At 70.0% G+C, this 17,314-nt stretch carries 17 protein-coding genes; 8 read left to right on the top strand and 9 right to left on the bottom strand.

The features are described 5' to 3' along the window. Positions 1-373: 373 nt before the first annotated feature. Entirely contained in the window at positions 374-1,015 is a 642-nt protein-coding gene (locus tag ACIPWY_RS27835; protein WP_362908145.1) for a DNA-3-methyladenine glycosylase, read from the bottom strand. Positions 1,016-1,197: 182 nt separating this feature from the next. Between ACIPWY_RS27835 and ACIPWY_RS27830 the strand changes: the two genes are divergently transcribed. The 3 genes from ACIPWY_RS27830 to ACIPWY_RS27820 all read left to right on the top strand — a co-directional run bounded on the left by ACIPWY_RS27830 (position 1,198) and on the right by ACIPWY_RS27820 (position 3,267). Beyond that, positions 1,198-1,980, top strand: a complete 783-nt coding sequence (locus ACIPWY_RS27830) for a sporulation protein (RefSeq protein ID WP_362908144.1) — start codon at positions 1,198-1,200, stop codon at positions 1,978-1,980. 95 nt (positions 1,981-2,075) lie between these two features. After that, entirely contained in the window at positions 2,076-2,615 is a 540-nt protein-coding gene (locus tag ACIPWY_RS27825) for a YbhB/YbcL family Raf kinase inhibitor-like protein (protein ID WP_362908143.1), read from the top strand. Positions 2,616-2,760: 145 nt separating this feature from the next. Beyond that, positions 2,761-3,267: an HNH endonuclease gene (locus ACIPWY_RS27820; protein WP_100592538.1), complete on the top strand. Its 507-nt coding sequence runs from the start codon at positions 2,761-2,763 to the stop codon at positions 3,265-3,267. Positions 3,268-3,377: 110 nt separating this feature from the next. On the opposite strand, the gene ACIPWY_RS27815 is transcribed toward ACIPWY_RS27820, so the two are convergent. From ACIPWY_RS27815 to ACIPWY_RS27805, 3 genes are all read right to left on the bottom strand, one after another. Continuing rightward, positions 3,378-4,310: an SPFH domain-containing protein gene (locus ACIPWY_RS27815; RefSeq protein ID WP_100592537.1), complete on the bottom strand. Its 933-nt coding sequence runs from the start codon at positions 4,308-4,310 to the stop codon at positions 3,378-3,380. Positions 4,311-4,450: 140 nt separating this feature from the next. Beyond that, positions 4,451-4,882, bottom strand: a complete 432-nt coding sequence (locus ACIPWY_RS27810; protein ID WP_362908142.1) for an NfeD family protein — start codon at positions 4,880-4,882, stop codon at positions 4,451-4,453. Between the two features lie 68 nt (positions 4,883-4,950). Next, positions 4,951-5,748 (bottom strand): ABC transporter ATP-binding protein, encoded by a 798-nt coding sequence (locus ACIPWY_RS27805; protein WP_362908141.1) that lies wholly within the window; start codon positions 5,746-5,748, stop codon positions 4,951-4,953. Positions 5,749-5,872: 124 nt separating this feature from the next. Here ACIPWY_RS27805 and ACIPWY_RS27800 point away from each other — a divergent pair, with 124 nt between their 5' ends. Beyond that, a complete protein-coding gene (locus ACIPWY_RS27800; RefSeq protein ID WP_393705509.1) occupies positions 5,873-6,661 on the top strand; it encodes a hypothetical protein in 789 nt (262 codons plus the stop codon). A gap of 200 nt (positions 6,662-6,861) precedes the next feature. Here ACIPWY_RS27800 and ACIPWY_RS27795 read toward each other — a convergent pair whose 3' ends face one another. The 4 genes from ACIPWY_RS27795 to ACIPWY_RS27780 form a co-directional block, all read right to left on the bottom strand. Continuing rightward, positions 6,862-7,077 carry a chaplin gene (locus tag ACIPWY_RS27795; RefSeq protein ID WP_393705546.1) on the bottom strand — a complete coding sequence of 72 codons (216 nt, stop codon included), beginning with the start codon at positions 7,075-7,077 and terminating at the stop codon, positions 6,862-6,864. Positions 7,078-7,208: 131 nt separating this feature from the next. Continuing rightward, positions 7,209-7,451 (bottom strand): chaplin, encoded by a 243-nt coding sequence (locus tag ACIPWY_RS27790; protein ID WP_100592533.1) that lies wholly within the window; start codon positions 7,449-7,451, stop codon positions 7,209-7,211. 193 nt (positions 7,452-7,644) lie between these two features. Then, entirely contained in the window at positions 7,645-8,289 is a 645-nt protein-coding gene (locus ACIPWY_RS27785) for a response regulator transcription factor (RefSeq protein WP_362908139.1), read from the bottom strand. Next, positions 8,282-9,427, bottom strand: a complete 1,146-nt coding sequence (locus tag ACIPWY_RS27780; RefSeq protein WP_362908138.1) for a GAF domain-containing sensor histidine kinase — start codon at positions 9,425-9,427, stop codon at positions 8,282-8,284. Before ACIPWY_RS27780 ends, ACIPWY_RS27785 begins: the two co-directional genes overlap by 8 nt. Positions 9,428-9,629: 202 nt before the next feature. On the opposite strand from ACIPWY_RS27780, the gene ACIPWY_RS27775 reads away from it, so the two are divergent. The 3 genes from ACIPWY_RS27775 to ACIPWY_RS27765 all read left to right on the top strand — a co-directional run bounded on the left by ACIPWY_RS27775 (position 9,630) and on the right by ACIPWY_RS27765 (position 12,434). After that, a complete protein-coding gene (locus ACIPWY_RS27775) occupies positions 9,630-10,328 on the top strand; it encodes an SDR family NAD(P)-dependent oxidoreductase (protein WP_393705510.1) in 699 nt (232 codons plus the stop codon). Further along, on the top strand, positions 10,325-11,407 hold the full coding sequence (locus ACIPWY_RS27770; protein ID WP_393705511.1) for an S-adenosylmethionine:tRNA ribosyltransferase-isomerase: 1,083 nt from the start codon (positions 10,325-10,327) through the stop codon (positions 11,405-11,407). Before ACIPWY_RS27775 ends, ACIPWY_RS27770 begins: the two co-directional genes overlap by 4 nt. 295 nt (positions 11,408-11,702) lie before the next feature. Then, positions 11,703-12,434: a transglycosylase SLT domain-containing protein gene (locus tag ACIPWY_RS27765; protein WP_362908135.1), complete on the top strand. Its 732-nt coding sequence runs from the start codon at positions 11,703-11,705 to the stop codon at positions 12,432-12,434. Positions 12,435-12,521: 87 nt separating this feature from the next. On the opposite strand, the gene ACIPWY_RS27760 is transcribed toward ACIPWY_RS27765, so the two are convergent. Next, entirely contained in the window at positions 12,522-15,137 is a 2,616-nt protein-coding gene (locus ACIPWY_RS27760; RefSeq protein WP_393705512.1) for an FHA domain-containing protein, read from the bottom strand. 228 nt (positions 15,138-15,365) lie between these two features. Here ACIPWY_RS27760 and ACIPWY_RS27755 point away from each other — a divergent pair, with 228 nt between their 5' ends. Then, the gene (locus tag ACIPWY_RS27755) at positions 15,366-17,240 is read left to right on the top strand and encodes a streptophobe family protein (RefSeq protein WP_401535502.1); all 1,875 of its coding nucleotides are present in this window, start codon (positions 15,366-15,368) and stop codon (positions 17,238-17,240) included. The last annotated feature ends 74 nt before the right edge of the window (positions 17,241-17,314 follow it).

The following is a 17,314-nucleotide window of genomic DNA, read 5'->3' as shown; positions in this document are numbered from 1 at the left end:
GTTGAGTTCTCAAGGAACGGACGCTTCCTTTGTACTCACCCGAGAGACTCTCTCAGGCTTTCCTCCGGGCAGTTTCCCTTCGGTCTTGCGTTTCCAACTCTACCAGATCCGTTTCCCGTTCCGTTTCCGGTTCGGAATTCATTTCCGGTGGCCGTTGGGGGCCTTTGCCTTTCGGCGTGTCCACTACGTTAGCGGATTTCCCTGGAGCCTCATAATCGAGTCCCGCGGATTCGAATTCAGGCATGCAGGCACGCCGAATAAGCCCCCGCTGAGGGGAAGTTGTAGGTAGTGGTTTGGCCGCCTTCGGCTGCTGGCAGATTGCCGTAACCGGGTCAAGCGGCTCGGGCTACATTACGGATCCCCAAGAGGCGAGTCAAGTTGATCGGCGGCGCGGCGTATGCGGCCGATACGGGCTCACCGTTGGGTCGTTGACGGTCCAGTAGCGCCAGGGGTGGACGCCTCCCTCGCCGGCCACGCCCGTGCGCGGACCGTTCCGTACCTGGTCGCGTGGCGTGGGCGTGCCCGCGAGGATCGCGAGCGGGGAGTCCGGGGAGGCGCAGACGTCGGCGCCGTTCAGTGCGCGGTCCACGTCCAGCGCCGTGGCGAGGCGCGCCGGTCCTTTGGCCAGTTCCTTGTCGTAGCGGGCCGATAGTCGACGTTTGCGCGCGAGGTCGGCGCCCTTCGTGATCTCGCCGGCGCGCAGCAGGACCCCGCTCGCGGTGTCTTCCGGGCCGCACACCAGATTGAGGCAGTGCCACATGCCGTAGGTGAAGTAGACGTACGCGTGTCCGGGCGGGCCGAACATCACGTCGTTGCGGGCCGTGCGGGAGCGGTACGCGTGGGAGCCCGGGTCGTTCGGGCCGTCGTAGGCCTCCACCTCTGTGAGGCGTAGCTCGATCGGGCCTTCGGGGGTGTTGCGCACGAGGGTGCGCCCCAGGAGATCGGGGGCGACCTCCAGTACAGGCCGGTCGAAGAACTCCCGTGGGAGGGGCGTACGGTCAGGGGCCGCGATCATGGCGGACGAGCGTAGTCCAACGGAGAAGTGCGGTGAATCGGCGTGGACGGGTAGCCCTCCGGCTCCGTGCTTGCCAGGGTGAGCCGCGCGGAACCGGTCACCGGTCCATCGCGTTGATAGAGATCAAGGATCGCGACAGGAAGACACGGGCCACGGGTTGTGGCACGGGGAGGAGTGGAGTCATGGGGTTCAAGCGGCTGCTGGCGAGTCTGGGTGCGGGCGGTGCGTCGGTCGAGACGGTGCTGACCGAGGTCAATGTGGTGCCGGGTGGCGTCGTCCAGGGTGAGGTGCGGATTCAGGGCGGGTCCGTGGACCAGGACATCGAGGGGCTGTCGGTCGGTCTGCAGGCGCGGGTCGAGGTCGAGGGCGCCGACCAGGAGACCAAGCAGGACATCGAGTTCACGAAGCTGCGCCTCGGCGGGGCGTTCCAGCTGCAGGCGAACGGGGTGCACGCGGTTCCGTTCGGGCTCGAGATCCCGTGGGAGACGCCGGTCACGACGATCGACGGGCAGCAGCTGCGCGGCATGAACATCGGTGTGACGACGGAGCTGGAGATCGCGCGCGCCGTGGACTCCAGTGACCTCGACCCGATCAACGTGCACCCGCTGCCGTCGCAGCAGGCGATCCTGGACGCGTTCATCGGGCTGGGCTTCCGGTTCAAGAGCGCCGACATGGAGCGCGGGCACATCCGGGGGACGCGGCAGAAGCTGCCGTTCTACCAGGAGGTCGAGTTCTTCCCGCCGCAGCAGTACCGCGGGCTCAACCAGGTCGAGCTGAGCTTCGTGGCGGACGACCGCGAGATGGACGTCGTCCTGGAGATGGACAAGAAGCCGGGGCTCTTCAGCGAGAGCAGTGACACGTTCCGGTCCTTCGTCGTCGGGCACAACGACTTCCAGGGGACGGACTGGTCGGCGTATCTGCACCAGTGGCTGTCCGAGGTCGGCAGCAAGCGCAACTGGTTCTGACCCCTGTGTGCCGGCCGGTGGCGGCGCTGTCCGCCGCCGGCCAGGCGGGGCATAGGCTCGGCACCGAGAGTTTTCGCCGATCAGGAGGTGCCGACGTGACCGACCTCAAGAGGCCGCCGCTTCCCCATGACTTCCATCCTCAGGTGCCGTCGTTCGCGGTGGTGAGCGAGGATTTCGAGCCGGGCGCGGTCCTCAAGGACGCTCAGGTCTACGCGGCCGGGAACACCTCGCCGCAGCTGCGGTGGGAGGGCTTCCCTGCCGAGACGAAGAGTTTCGCGGTGACGTGCTTCGACCCGGACGCCCCTACGGGCAGTGGTTTCTGGCACTGGACCGTGTTCGACATCCCGGTTTCGGTGACCGAGCTGGCGGCCGGTGCGGGCAGCGGCAAGTTCGAGGGTCTGCCCACGGGTGCGGTGCAGGTGCGCAACGACTACGGGACGAAGGACTTCGGGGGCGCCGCGCCGCCGCCCGGTGACCCGGCCCACCGTTACGTCTTCACCGTGTACGCGGTGGATCAGGAGAAGCTCGGTCCCGACTCGGACGCCTCGCCGGCTGTCGTCGGGTTCAACCTGCGCTTCCACACGCTGGCGCGCGCGCAGGTGATCGCGGAGTACGCGGCTTCCGCGGACAGCTAGCGTTCATTCTCTGTTTGCCCGCCCCCGGTCATGGAAGTGATCGGGGGCGGGCATTTTTATTGCGTTGTCCATCTCGGCGCGCCCGGCCAGAGTTGATCCAAGCCCGCCACGGGGGTGGGCCGGGGACGTACGGGAGGTGGGCGAGATGCGGGACACGCTGGTACTGAACGCCAGCTTCGAGCCGTTGTCGACGGTGACGCTCAACCGGGCCGTCGTGCTGGTGCTGCAGGACAAGGCCGTCGTCGAGCAGGCCCACCCCGGACTCCGTGTGCGTGCGGCTGCCGTGGACATACCGGTGCCGCAGGTGATCAGGCTCTGCAGGTATGTACGGGTGCCTTTCCGAAGACAAGCGCCGTGGTCGAGGCGGGGTGTGCTGGTGCGTGACCAGCACCGGTGCGCGTACTGCGGGCGGCGGGCGACGACCGTGGACCACGTGGTGCCGCGGTCGCGGGGCGGGGCGGACTCCTGGCTGAATACGGTCGCCTCGTGCGCGGAGGACAACCACCGCAAGGCGGACCGGACTCCGGAGCAGGCGGGGATGCCGCTGCTGCGGGAGCCGTTCGAGCCCACGCCGGCCGACGCGATGCTGCTGACGCTCGGGCAGTCCGAGCGGGACGCGCTGCCGGCTTGGCTGGCGCGTACGGCGGCGTAGCGCGGGACGCGGCGTAGCGCGGGACGCGGTGACGCACGGGACGCGGTGACGCATGGAAAAGCCCGCCTCCGGGGTGCCGGGGCGGGCTTCTTCGTGTGCCGGGGCGGGTGTCAGTCGATGGGGGGCTGTTCGCGGCGCTCGGCGCCGGCGGGGGCCGAACCGCCGCCCATCGGGCCGAAGTTGCCCATGGCGCCGGAGAGTCCCTTGAGTGCGTCGCCGATCTCGCTGGGCACGATCCAGAGCTTGTTGGCGTCGCCCTCGGCGATCTTCGGGAGCATCTGGAGGTACTGGTAGGCGAGGAGCTTCTGGTCGGCGTCGCCGGCGTGGATGGACTCGAAGACCGTACGGATGGCCTGGGCCTCGCCCTCCGCGCGCAGGGCGGCGGCCTTGGCCTCACCTTCGGCGCGCAGGATCGCGGACTGCTTCTCGCCCTCGGCGGTGAGGATCTGCGACTGGCGGATACCTTCGGCGGTGAGGATCGCGGCGCGCTTGTCGCGGTCGGCGCGCATCTGCTTCTCCATCGAGTCCTGGATGGAGGTGGGCGGCTCGATCGCCTTGAGCTCGACGCGGTTGACGCGGATGCCCCACTTGCCGGTGGCCTCGTCGAGGACGCCGCGCAGGGCCGCGTTGATCTCCTCGCGGGAGGTCAGGGTCCGCTCCAGGTCCATGCCGCCGATGATGTTGCGCAGGGTGGTGACGGTGAGCTGTTCGATGGCCTGGATGTAGCTGGCGACCTCGTAGGTCGCGGCGCGGGCGTCGGTCACCTGGTAGTAGATGACGGTGTCGATGTTCACGACCAGGTTGTCCTGGGTGATCACCGGCTGGGGCGGGAAGGGCACGACCTGTTCGCGCAGGTCGATCCGGTTGCGGATCGAGTCGATGAACGGGACCACGATGTTCAGGCCCGCGTTCAGTGTGCGGGTGTAGCGGCCGAAGCGTTCGACGATCGCCGCGCTCGCCTGCGGGATGACTTGAATGGTCTTGATCAGGGCGATGAAGACCAGCACCACCAGAATGATCAGGACGATGATGATCGCTGACATCGCGTCTCCCGTGCCCTTCTTGCCGTCGTCGTTCCAGCGGGTCCCGCCGGAAGATCTTGAGGATCTTGCTGGTCGAGTCTGTCAGAACGGGCCCTGCAGCGTGGGGAGTTCAGGCCACCTCCCCGATCACGTCACCATGATCACACAACGATCGCGGTGGCTCCCTCGATGTCGACGACGTCCACCTGACGGCCCGGCTCGTAGCTCTCGGAATCGTCGAGTGAGCGGGCGGACCAGATCTCTCCTGCCAGCTTGATGCGGCCACCGGTGCCGTCGACGCGTTCGACGACGACGGCCTGTTTGCCCTTCAGGGCCTCGATTCCGGTGGCGAACGCCGGCCGCCCGGCGCTGTGCCGGGCCGCGATGGGCCGTACGACGGCGATGAGCGCGACCGAGACGGCGGCGAAGACGAGGACCTGCATCACCATCCCGCCGCCGAGCCCGGCGGTCACGGCGCCCGCGACGGCGCCGGCGGAGAGCATGCCGAACTCGGGCATCGCTGTGATGAGGAGAGGGATTCCGAGCGCGGCCGCCCCGATCAGCCACCACACCCATGCATCGATGTCTGCCACATGGTCATGGTAGGACCGCAGTTCCCTCCGGGGACAGGGTGCCGTGGGAGCGGAGCGGCCGACGCCGGTCAGCCCAGCGGGAGGCCCGTCGCGGTCCAGCGCTCGCCACGCTGCTCGACGACGAGCGGGAGGCCGAAGCAGCGGGAGAGGTTGCGGGAGGTCAGCTCCAGCTCCAGGGGGCCCGCGGCGAGGACCTTGCCCTGGCGGATCATGAGGACGTGCGTGAAGCCGGGGGCGATCTCCTCGACATGGTGCGTGACCATGATCATTGAGGGGGCGATCGGGTCGCGGGCGAGGCGGCCGAGGCGGCGTACGAGGTCCTCGCGGCCGCCGAGGTCGAGACCGGCGGCGGGCTCGTCGAGGAGGAGGAGCTCGGGGTCGGTCATCAGGGCGCGGGCGATCAGGGTGCGCTTGCGCTCTCCCTCGGAGAGCGTGCCGAACTTGCGGTCCAGGAAGTCGCTCATGCCGAGGCGGTCGAGGAACGCGCGGGCGCGCTGCTCGTCGATGTCCTCGTAGTCCTCGTGCCAGCCGGCGGTCATGCCGTAGGCAGCGGTGAGGACGGTCTGCAGGACGGTCTGGCGCTTGGGGAGCTTTTCGGCGAGCGCGATGCCCGCGACGCCGATGCGCGGGCGCAGCTCGAAGACGTCGGTGCCGGGCTTGCCGAGGGTCTCGCCGAGGATCGTGGCGGTGCCCTGGCTGGGGTAGAGGTAGCTGGAGGCGACGTTCAGGAGGGTCGTCTTGCCGGCGCCGTTCGGGCCGAGGATGACCCAGCGCTCACCCTCCTTGACCGACCAGGAGACCTGGTCCACCAGAGCCCGGCCCTCGCGGACCACGGATACGTCCACCAGCTCCAGTACATCGCTCATGAGCGCGTTGTCTCCCATTGCAGTCTCGGCTGTCGCGTGCGTCTTGTGGACGCATCCCCCAAGGGAAAACCTACGCCACCGGTCGAGGGGTCCAATCCATCGGCCGGTCTTTAGGGTGGAGCCCATGCTTTCGGAACCACGCTCAGGTCGGCTGGCCTCATGGGGAAATGCCCTTTTGGCCGGGTTTGTTGCTCCCGATGACGCCGCGCTCGCCATAGTCGGCGAGGACGCGGTGCACCGGGTGGAGGGGCTGCCCGGCGAGTCGGCGCCGGTGGGACTGACGCTCGCCCTGGGGCGGCTGCGCACGCTGGGGGCGACCGGGCTGCGGGTGGCGCTGCCCGCGCCGGGCCATCCGCTGGGCCTGAGCGGTCCTCCCGAGTTCAACGCGCGCGCCCTCGACGCCGAGGAGGCCGTCGTGTGCCAGGGGGCCGCGCTCGGGCTCGTGCCCGAGGTGTACGAGGCCGGGCCCGCCGGCGACGTCCATGTCGACGTCCTGTGGCACTGCCTTCCCGTGCGGGAGGCGCCTCCCGCGGACGTGCCCTCTCTCGGTGAGGCCGAGCGGGAGCTCGCGGAGGCACTGCGGGACGCGACGGCTGTGCTCGCGCGGCTCGACGTGGCCGGGTCGGGGCCGGTGTCCGAGGCGGCGGTGGACGCGTACCGGGCGCGGGCGGAGCGGGGGCGCGAGGTTCTCGCGCCGGGTTATCCACCGCGAGCGGTAAGGGTGTTGGAGCTGGCGCAGCGCGTCGGGCTGCTGATCTCGGTGGCGTACGAGAGCGGGCACGGCGGGGCCGTGAGCGCCTCGGAGATGGCGGCGCGGGCCGAGGCACTGCGCCCGGTGGAACGGACGGCCCGGCGAGCGCAGGTCGCGGCGTACAACGCGTTCGTGGAGGAGCGGGAGCGCGGGGGGCGGTGACGCGGGGGCGCGCGTAGGCACGAGGCGCGCGTAGGTACGAGGCGCGCGTAGGCACGGATGCGTCGCCGGAGCGGGTCGGGGCGCGGGAGCGGTGCACGGGGGCGGCAGCGCAGATCCGCCCGAGTGTGCGCTCGGATGTGGCTCAACGCGCCGGAAGGGCCTTGTGGATCGGTGTCCGTGGGGCCCTTCCGGGGGGTGTGTCAGTTGTTCTCGGAGGCGTTGCCGAACGTCGGGTTCAGCAGGCCGATCACGTTGACACTGTTTCCGGTGGCGTTGACCGGGACGTGGACGTGGACCTGGACCAGGTTGCCCGAGCCCACACCTGGGGACTTGGCGGCCAGGCCTTCGGCGTCCGTGTCCGCGAAAGCGGCTCCGGCGGACGCGCCCGCGGCCAGACCGGCGACGGTGACGGCCAGGCCGGGCGGATGACACGGACGGGAGTGACTATGCGCTCATTGGGATCAACTGGCCTGCGGCCGGGGCGGAAACGGGACCGGCCCCCGGGGATACCGGGGGCCGGTGGTCACTGGTGGACCTGAGGCGTACGTCAGTGGTTGACGCCGAGGTTGCCGAAGGCCGGGTTGAGCACACCGATGACGTTCACGGTGTTGCCGACGACGTTGACCGGGACGTGGACCGGGGCCTGGATCACGTTGCCCGAGACGACGCCCGGCGAGTGCACGGCCTGGCCGTCCGCGTGCGCGTCGGTGGCGGAGGCCATACCGGCACCGGCGGCGACGAGCCCACCGGCAACCATCGATACGGCCGCGACCCTCTTCAGCTTCTTCACTTCTTGACCCTCCTAGGCGGTCACTGCGACGAACCGCCGCAGCACGCCCTGGAGAACGCCGGAGCCTCGCGCAGGATGCGCCATCTGGGGGACATACACACGACAGTATGAATCTCAGCCCGGAACGGAACCGACGGAACCATCAGAACCATCCAAACCGTCGCCCCGGAACCGCTTGCCGCCCCTGAGCCGTTCAGCCGGCCGCCCCATGACGTACGGCCCACAGCGCGGCCTGGGTGCGGTCCGCCAGGTCGAGCTTCATCAGGATGTTGGACACGTGGGTCTTGACCGTCTTCTCGGAGAGGACGAGGGCACGGGCGATCTCGCGGTTCGACCGGCCGTCCGCGATCAGGCCGAGAACTTCGCGTTCCCGCTCGGTCAGGGAATTGCCTCTCCCCTGCCCGCCGTTGGTCTCCTCCTGCGAGAGCAGGGCGTCGGCCACCTCCGGCTGGAGCAGCACATGGCCCGCGTGCACCGCGCGGATGGCGCCGGCCAGGGCGTCCGGGTCGACGTCCTTGTAGACGTACCCGGCGGCGCCCGCGCGCAGGGCGGGGACCACGGTGCGCTGCTCGGTGAAGCTGGTGACGATGAGCACGCGCGCGGGGTTGGCGAGCTCACGCAGCTTGCGCAGGGCCTCGACGCCGTCCATGCCGGGCATCTTGACGTCCATCAGCACGACGTCCGGCTTCAGCTCCTCGGTACGGGCGACGCCCTCGGCACCGTCCGACGCCTCCCCGACGACCTCGATGTCGTCCTGGACCTCGAGGAACGTGCGCAGCCCTCGGCGGACGACCTGATGGTCGTCGACCAGCAGCACCCGGATCCTGTTGTCAGCCACCGGGGACCTCCATCTCGATCGTGGTGCCCTTGCCGGGCTCCGATTCCACCGTCAGACGGCCGCCGACGCCACTGGACCGGTCCCGCATCGAGACCAGGCCGAGGTGGCGGCCTGCGTGCCGGACCGCCTTGGGTTCGAAGCCGCTGCCGTCGTCGGTGACGCGCAGGACCGCTCCGGGGCCTTGTTTGTCGAGCGTCACGCGGACGTGCTCGGCGCCCGAGTGGCGCAGCGCGTTGTGCAGCGCCTCCTGGGCGACGCGGAGCATGGCCTCTTCCTGGGCGGCGGGCAGGGCGCGGATACCGGCGCAGTCGAAGGTGACGTTTGCCGAGTGGGCGCGGTCGAGGACCTGGATCTGGGTGCGCAGTGTGGCGACCAGGCCGTCCTCGTCGAGTGCGGCGGGGCGCAACTCCACTACGGCGGCGCGCAGTTCGTCGGCGGCTTCGGCGGCCAGTTCGGCCACGTGCTGCAACTCGCCCTTGGCGCGGGACGGGTCGCGGTCGACGAGGGTCGCGGCGGCCTGGGCGGTCAGGCGCAGGGAGAAGAGCTTCTGGCTGACGGCGTCGTGCAGTTCGTGGGCGAGGCGCGAGCGCTCCTCGGCGATGGTGAGCTCGCGGCTGCGCTCGTACAGGCGGGCGTTCGTGAGGGCGATGGCGGCGTGCTGGGCGAGGATCGTCAGCAGTTCCTCGTCCTCCATGGTGAAGCCGCAGCCTCCTTGCGGCTTCGGGCACTTCTTGTTGGCGAGGAAGAGGGCGCCGATGACCTCGTCCCCGTCCCGGACGGGCAGGCCGAGGAAGTCCGACATGTCGGGGTGCGCGGACGGCCAGCCCTCGAAGCGCGGGTCCTTGCGCACGTCGCCCAGGCGCTCGGTCTTCGCCTCGCGCAGCATCGCGGCGAGGATGCCGTGCTGGCGCGGGAGCGGGCCGATGGCCTTCCACTGCGCGTCGCTGACGCCGTCGACGACGAACTGGGCGAAGCCTCCGTGGTCGTCCGGCACTCCGAGGGCCGCGTACTCGGCGTCGAGCAGCTCGCGGGCCGACGCGACGATCGTCTTGAGGACGTCGCGCACCTCGAGGTGTCTGCTCATGGCCAGCAGCGCGGAGCTCACCGCGGAGAGGCCTGATCGTGGGCCGTGACTCATGACCTCAAGGTACCGGCGGGGTGTGACAGCGCGTATCGGGCCTGTGGCGGCTGCCTTCTGGTCCGCTGGACGTAGGGCGAAGGGCCCCGGTGAGGTGCGGCCCGCGGACGAGGCGCCGGGGGCGGGCGGGTTCCTACGTTGGAGGCGGATCGAAGCACGTACGGCACAAGGGCGGCCCGACGGGCCCGAGGGGACGGATGTCATGCCGGTGGCGATCATCACGGGGGCTTCGAAGGGGCTCGGTCGCGCGCTCGCCGTGGCTCTTGCGCGGCGCGGCTGGGATCTGGTGCTCGACGCCAGGTCCGGAGCCGTGCTGCGGGAGGCGGCGGACGAGGCGGGTGAGTACGGGACGCGGGTGGAGGCGGTGCCCGGGGATGTCACGGACGCGGTGCACCGCGCCGAGCTGGCGGCGAGGGCACGCGGTCTCGGGGGCCTCGATCTGCTGGTGAACAACGCGAGCGCGCTGGGGGCCGAGCCGCTGGTGAGCCTCGACGCCCTGCCGCTGGAGGGGCTGCGGCGGGCGCTCGAGGTCAATGTCGTGGCGGCGCTCGGCCTGGTGCAGGAGGCGCTGCCGCTGCTGCGGGAGTCGGCCGGGGGCGCGGTCGTTTCGGTGAGCTCGGACGCGTCGGCGGAGGCGTACGAGACGTGGGGCGGCTACGGCGCTTCGAAGGCTGCGCTCGATCAGCTGTCCGCGGTCCTCACGGTGGAGGAGCCGGGGCTGCGGGTGTGGGCGGTGGATCCGGGCGACATGCGCACGGATCTCTACCGGGCGGCGGTGCCGCTCGACGACGACTCGGACCGGCCGCTGCCGGAGACGGTGGTGCCGGCGTTCTTGCGGCTCCTCGACGAGCGGCCGGACAGTGGGCGATATGCCGCCCCCTCTCTTCTGGAGGCGCGGTGACGGTCCCGGTGCGGGTACCGGAGGAGTTGTCGGCCAGGGTGCCGGCGGAGCAGCGTGGGCCCGGACTGGGCAGGGACTCGGTGCGGCTGCTCGTCTCACGCGGCACGGACGTCACGCACCGGGACTTCGCCCAGTTGCCTGGAGAGCTGCGGGCCGGGGATCTGCTCGTGGTCAACACGTCGCCGACGCTGGCCGCGGCGGTCGACGGGCGGATCGGGCACGCGCGCGTAGTGGTGCACTTCTCGACGCGTGGCGATGACGGGCGCTGGGCTGTCGAGTTGCGGGACCCGGACGGGTATGGCACTACGCGCCCGCGTGCGGGCGGTCCGGAGGGGACAGTGGCGCTGCTCCCCGGAGACGTACGCCTCGTATGGGAGGAACCGCTGGCGGCCGGTGCGGCGCGGTTGTGGTGGGTGCGGGTCACTGGGGACGTGCCCGCGCTGCTGCGGCGGCACGGCAGGGCCATTCGCTACTCCTATACGGAGCGTGATCAGCCGCTCTCCGTCTATCAGACGGTGTTCGCACTGCCGTACGCGGACGGGGCGGGCAGTGCGGAGATGCCGAGCGCGGCGCGTCCGTTCACGGCGCGGCTCGTGGCGGAGCTGGTCAGCAGGGGGGTGCAGTTCGCGCCGATCACGCTGCATACGGGGGTGGCGTCGGCGGAGTCGCACGAGCCGCCGTATCCGGAGCCGTTCGAGGTGCCGGAGGCGTCGGCGCGGCTGATCAACGCGGCGAGGGCCGGAGGCGGGCGGGTGGTGGCGGTCGGTACGACGGCCGTACGGGCCGTGGAGTCGGCCGCGGGGCCGGACGGGGTGGTGCGGGCGGCCTCCGGCTGGACGGACCTCGTGGTGACACCGGAGCGGGGCGTGCGGGTGGTGGACGGGCTTCTCACCGGGCTGCATGAACCGGAGGCATCACATCTGCTGATGCTGGAGGCCATCGCGGGCATCGCGGCTATTACCCGCACATACGCGGAAGCGTTGCGACATTTCTACCTGTGGCACGAGTTCGGGGACGTCAACCTGATACTTGCTGACGAATCCGGTCACATAGCGCGTTGCAGTGGCAACGCTTGGTGAGTTCGTTACGTGCTCGATGTGAGCCCGCACATAGGACGCACGTCACGTACGAAGGCGGCTAGGAATTAGCTGTGGGCTGCTACACCGGGGCAGGACGGGCGAAACGGACCTCTGCGGGGAGCCTGATCCACTACCTGGCTTCGTACGTCACATGATTGCCACGCAATTTTGCGGCCGCTAACAATGGCACTCGTTGCTCGACAGCGTGGGCCTCTACCCACAGCGTTCATGACCGAAACATGAGCGGTCCTGCTTTGGACCGGTGAGCGACTTCCCCGATTCGAAGAGGTCCTCCATGTCCAAGCTCAGCTTCTCCGGTCATAGTCCCCTGACGAAGACCCACAAGTTCTCGATCGCCGGTATCGCCACGCTCGGCGCCGCTGCCCTCGCGTTCACGCTGGTGCCGGGCAATTCCAACGCGGAGGCCGAAACGATTTCGACGGCTCCGGTCGCCTTCCAGGTGCCTGCCGGCAAGCCCCAGATCAAGGACGTCCACGCCAGCGTCACCAACCAGCTGGCCACCGCCGACCAGCAGGCCAAGAACGCGGCCGCCAAGCTGAAGGCCGCTCAGGACGCGGCCTCGGCGAAGACGAAGGTCGACGCAGCTGCAAAGGTCAAGGCCGAGGCCGCCGCCAAGGTGAAGGCCGAGAAGGACCGCGCCGTCAAGGAGGCCGCCAGCCGCGCCGCCGCCCGCAAGCCGGTCTACGCGAACAACCTGGACGGCTGGATCCGCGAGTCCCTGGCCATCATGAAGGCCAAGGGCATACCCGGCTCCTACAACGGCCTGCACCGCAACATCATCCGTGAGTCGTCCGGTAACCCGATGGCGATCAACAACTGGGACATCAACGCGATCAACGGCATCCCGTCGAAGGGTCTGCTGCAGGTCATCCCGCCGACCTTCGCCGCGTACCACGTCCCCGGTACGTCGTGGAACATCTACGACCCGGTCGCCAACATCACCGCCGCCGCGAACTACGCCGCGGACAAGTACGGCTCGATGGACAACGTGAACAGCGCTTACTGAGGCCCTCCCTGGACCTCAGGGTCTCTCTGAACGCCGAAGGGCGGCACCCCGTGCGGGGTGCCGCCCTTCATCCGTGCGCGGGTCACGCTACTTGCGCATGACCTCCGGCTCGTGGCGGCGCAGCAGGCGCGCGACCGCGAAGCCGCAGATGACACCGAGGGCGATCAGGATCGCGAGGTTGATCCCCCACTGACTCACCGAGTGCTCCCACAGCGGGTCCAGGTCGTTCGGGTGCGCCTGGTCCCACGGCGGCATGAGGTGCGCGAGGTCCAGCGTCGAACCGGCGCCAGCGATGGCCCAGCGCGACGGCATCAGCCAGGCGAACTGCTCCAGGCCGGGCGAGCCGTACACCTGGAACAGGATGCCGGTGAAGACGACCTGGACGATCGCGAACATGACCAGGAGCGGCATCGTCTTCTCGGCGGTCTTCACCAGCGAGGAGATGACCAGGCCGAACATCATCGACGTGAAGCCGAGCGCGATGATCACGATGCACAGCTCGACGGCCGGCGGCATCATCAGGCCCTCGGCCGGCAGGTCGCGCGGGAAGAAGCCGATGGCGCAGATGATCACGCCCTGGATGGCCGTGACGACGCCGAGGACGATCACCTTCGACATCAGGTACGCCGAGCGGGACAGGCCGGTGGCCCGCTCCCGTTCGTAAATGACGCGTTCCTTGATCAGCTCACGTACGGAGTTGGCCGCGCCCGAGAAGCACATGCCGACCGCGAGGATCAGCATGATCGTGCCGGCGTCGCCGTTGAACCGGGACGGCGGCTTGGGCGGGGCCAGGCCGAAGTCGGCCGGAATCACCGTGCTGACCACGCCGAGGACGGCCGGCAGGATCACCATCAGGCCCAGGAAGCCCTTGTCGGACGCGATCACCGACGTGTAGCGGCGGATCAGGGTCCACAGCTGCGAGCCCCAGCCCTGCGGCTTGGGCGGCTTCATCGCCTGCGGTGGCGGCATGTGTACGGACTGTGCGGCGACGGCGTCGATGTCCGCGGCGTACATCTGGTAGTGCTGCGAGCCCTTCCAGCGGCCCGCCCAGTCGTAGTCGCGGTAGTTCTCGAAGGCCGAGAAGACGTCGGCCCAGGTGCCGTAGCCGAAGAAGTTCAGGGCCTCCTCGGGCGGGCCGAAGTACGCCACCGAACCGCCGGGCGCCATCACCAGGAGCTTGTCGCAGATCGCCAGCTCGGCGACGGAGTGCGTGACGACGAGGACCGTGCGGCCGTCGTCGGCCAGGCCGCGCAGTAGCTGCATGACATCGCGGTCCATGCCCGGGTCGAGGCCGGAGGTCGGCTCGTCCAGGAAGATCAGCGACGGCTTGGTGAGCAGCTCCAGGGCGACGGAGACACGCTTGCGCTGGCCACCGGAGAGGGAGGTGACCTTCTTCTCCTTGTGGATGTCCAGCTTGAGCTCGCGCAGCACCTCGTCGATGCGCTGCTCGCGCTCCTGCTCGCTGGTGTCCGAGGGGAAGCGCAGCTTGGCCGCGTACTTGAGGGCCTTCTTCACGGTCAGTTCCTTGTGCAGGATGTCGTCCTGCGGGACCAGACCGATGCGCTGGCGCAGCTCGGCGAACTGCTTGTACAGGTTCCGGTTGTCGTAGAGCACGTCACCCTTGTTGGCGGGCCGGTAGCCGGTGAGCGCCTTGAGCAGGGTGGACTTGCCGGAGCCCGAGGGGCCGATGACCGCGATGAGCGACTTCTCCGGGACGCCGAAGGAGACGTCCTTGAGGATGTCCTTTCCGCCGTCGACCGTCACTGTCAGATGGCGGGCGGAGAAGGAGACCTCACCGGTGTCGACGAACTCCTCGAGGCGGTCGCCGACGAGGCGGAAGGTCGAGTGGCCGACGCCGACGATGTCGTTCGGGCCGAGCAGCGCGGAGCCACCCTTGTCGATCGGCATACCGTTGACGTACGTGCCGTTGTGCGAGCCGAGGTCGCGGATCTCGTAGCGGCCGTCGGGCGTCGCGTGGAACTCGGCGTGCAGGCGCGAGACCTGGAGGTCGGAGACGACCAGTTCGTTCTCGAGCGCACGGCCGATCCGCATCACGCGGCCGAGGGCCAGCTGGTGGAACGTGGTGGGGCTGCGGTCGCCGTAGACCGGCGGCGCCCCCGCGACACCGCCGGGCCCCTGCTGGGGCGGGATGTTGTGCGCCTGCTGGGGCGGAATGTTGTGCGCCTGCTGCGGCTGCTGCCAGCCCTGCTGGGCGGGCATCTGCTGCTGCGGCGGGGCCTGGTGCGGCCAGCCGGCGTTACCACCCTGCGGCGCGGCGTGCGGCTGCTGCGCCGGCGCCTGCTGCGGGTGGGCCTGCTGCGGGTGGCTCTGCTTCTGCACCTGCTGGGCCGCCGGCACGGCCGCGCCGGCGGCGCTGCCCGAGAGGTTGACCCGCGGGCCGTCCGTCGCGTTGCCGAGGTGCAGCGTCGAGCCCGGGCCGATCTCCATCTGATGGATCCGCTGGCCCTGCACGAACGTGCCGTTGGTGGAGCCGTGGTCCTCGATGACCCAACTGCGGCCGCTCCAGCTGATCGTGGCGTGACGCCAGGAGACCCTGGCATCGTCGATCGCGACGTCCCCCTGCGGATCACGTCCGAGTGTGTATGGCCTGGACGGGTCGAGCGTCCAGGTCCTTCCATTCAATTCCAGTACGAGTTCCGGCACTCCATGCCCCACTGAGTTGTCCCCCGAGCTAGCCCCCATCTTGGGGAGTCTAGGGATGTCGAACATCGTGGGGAACTATTTCAGGCGGAGCCCCCTGACCGAAAGTCGGGCCTTGCGGCAGGCCTTGTGAAGACCGTCTACGCGCCTGTACGCCCAGCCCGTTGACGGGGCAGATACAGCCCCGGAGAGTGGTAAGCGCCCACAAGTGCCTACGGATCATGCGCGAATGGGACATCCGATACATCGCGGTACGGTTCGGGGGCCCTGATGGAGACCGTTGTGCGGGGGAGCCGACGCGAGGGCGTGTGCTGGAGCGACGTACTGCTCTCCGCGGTCGCCTCCGTGAGCTGGGCGTTCATCGGGATGGCCGCGGTCGCCGCGGCCGGCCTCCATCTGCTCGGTGCGGATTCCGTGGGTTCGCTCGGCCCGATGACGGCCGCGGTCGTGGCACTTGGGGTGGGTGGGAAAGTAACGCCGTCGGGAGACGTCTCAGCCTTCGGACTGGACGGCGCGCAGGCCCGCACGGCGATCGATATCGCGCCGCTCGGCGTGGGTCTGACGGGCGCCCTGCTACTCGGCTGGATCTTCCTGCGTTCCTTGCGTGGAGCGGGAGTTGAGGCCACGCCGGCCGAACTCGCGGCACGCGTGGGGAGCGTGGTCGCGCTGTTTCTGGCGATGCTCGCAGGGCTCTCCTGGGTGGGTCACGACCTCATCACGATTGACGGCGGGAAGCTCGGGCTGGACCGGATACCGGACGGGGATCTGCCGGGCGGCATCACGGACAAGCTGCCGGGCGGTCTCGACCTCGGAGGGCTGCTGCCGAACCACATCGGCGGCCTCGTGGACGCGAAGGCGACCGTCGGGTTCACCGTCGAGAGCGGGGCCTCACTGCTGGGCGGAGCCGCGTGGGTGTTCGGCGTCCTGCTGCTCGCGCTGCTCGCGTCGCGCCGGACGCCACTCCCCCGCGCCCTCGACGCAGTGCACCGGGTGGCCCGTCCCGCCGTGTCGTCGCTGGTCACGGTGTTACTGGTGGCGGTTGCCGCGGGGCTCGCGGCAGCGGCGTACGCGATGATCGGCGACGCTCATCCGGGGCGGATCGCGGGCGCCGCGCTGCTCGGGGCGCCCAACGGGGTGTGGCTCGGCATCCCCCTCGGCCTCCTCGTTCCCTGGGACGGCAAGGCGACGGGCGCCCTCGCCCAGACCCTTCCTCATCCCGTCGACGAGCTGCTGCGGATGCGTACGAACGAGCCGGTGACACTGAGCCGTCTTGCCGAACTGGACGGCAGGATATGGCTGTTGGCCCTCGCGACCGTTCTGATGATGGTGCTCGCGGGCGTGCTGACCGCCGTACGCACACCGGCCGTGACCGGCGGGCCCGGGGCGTCGCGGCCGATGGGGGCCGCCGCCTTCGCCGGGCGGTGCGCGCTGCGGCTCGGGGCCGTCACGGCCCTCGACCTGCCGCTGCTCGTGCGACTGACCGACGTGTCGGCGGACGCCTCCCTGTCCGTACTCGGCTTCGACGCGTTCGGAGCCGGGATCGAGCTGCACGGACATCTCGGTATGGCGCTGCTGCTCGGGGCCGCTTGGGGAGCGGGGTCGGGGGCGGTGGGGGCGCTGCTCGCCTACGGGGCGGGTGCGGCGGGGCGGCACGCGGGAGCGCTGGGCGGGGGCGGGCTGAAGCCGGAGGATCGGGAGGAGTCGGGGGAGCCTGCGGAACCGGGGAACGGCGTGGTCCGGCGCGCCCGGACCGAGGAGGCGGGGCCGTACCGGCCGAGCGCTCCGTACCGGGCGTCGCCGGACGGGACCAATCCTTGGACCAACCCTTATCTGAAGCCGCCGGACGAGCGGCCGGACGATCCACCGGTTGATGTGTCCGGTGCGCCGACGGTGGTGGGGCCGGTCAGGCCACCGGTGCCGCGGCGTCCACAGGGGCGGCCCGCGTCCGGGTCCGGGTCCGGGTCCGGGTCCGGGTCCGGGTCCGGCAAGGGTCGATGGCCCGTACCGCCGCCCCCGCCTCCCCCGCCGCCACTGCCACCCTCGCCGTCGCCATCGTCGCGGCCGTCGCGGCCGTCGCGGCCGTCGTCGCCGTCGTCGCCGGAGGAGGAAGGGCCGCCGCCACCCCGGAGGGGCCCGCGCGGCTGAGCCGGGTACGGGCTGTGGAGGTGAACCGGCCGGTCGGAGGGCGCATCCCACGTGTCCGCCACGCGGACCACCGC

Origin of the sequence: Streptomyces sp. NPDC090032, assembly GCF_044748025.1 — a bacterium.
Lineage (GTDB): Bacteria > Actinomycetota > Actinomycetes > Streptomycetales > Streptomycetaceae > Streptomyces.
This window is presented reverse-complemented; position numbering and strand designations above follow the sequence as displayed.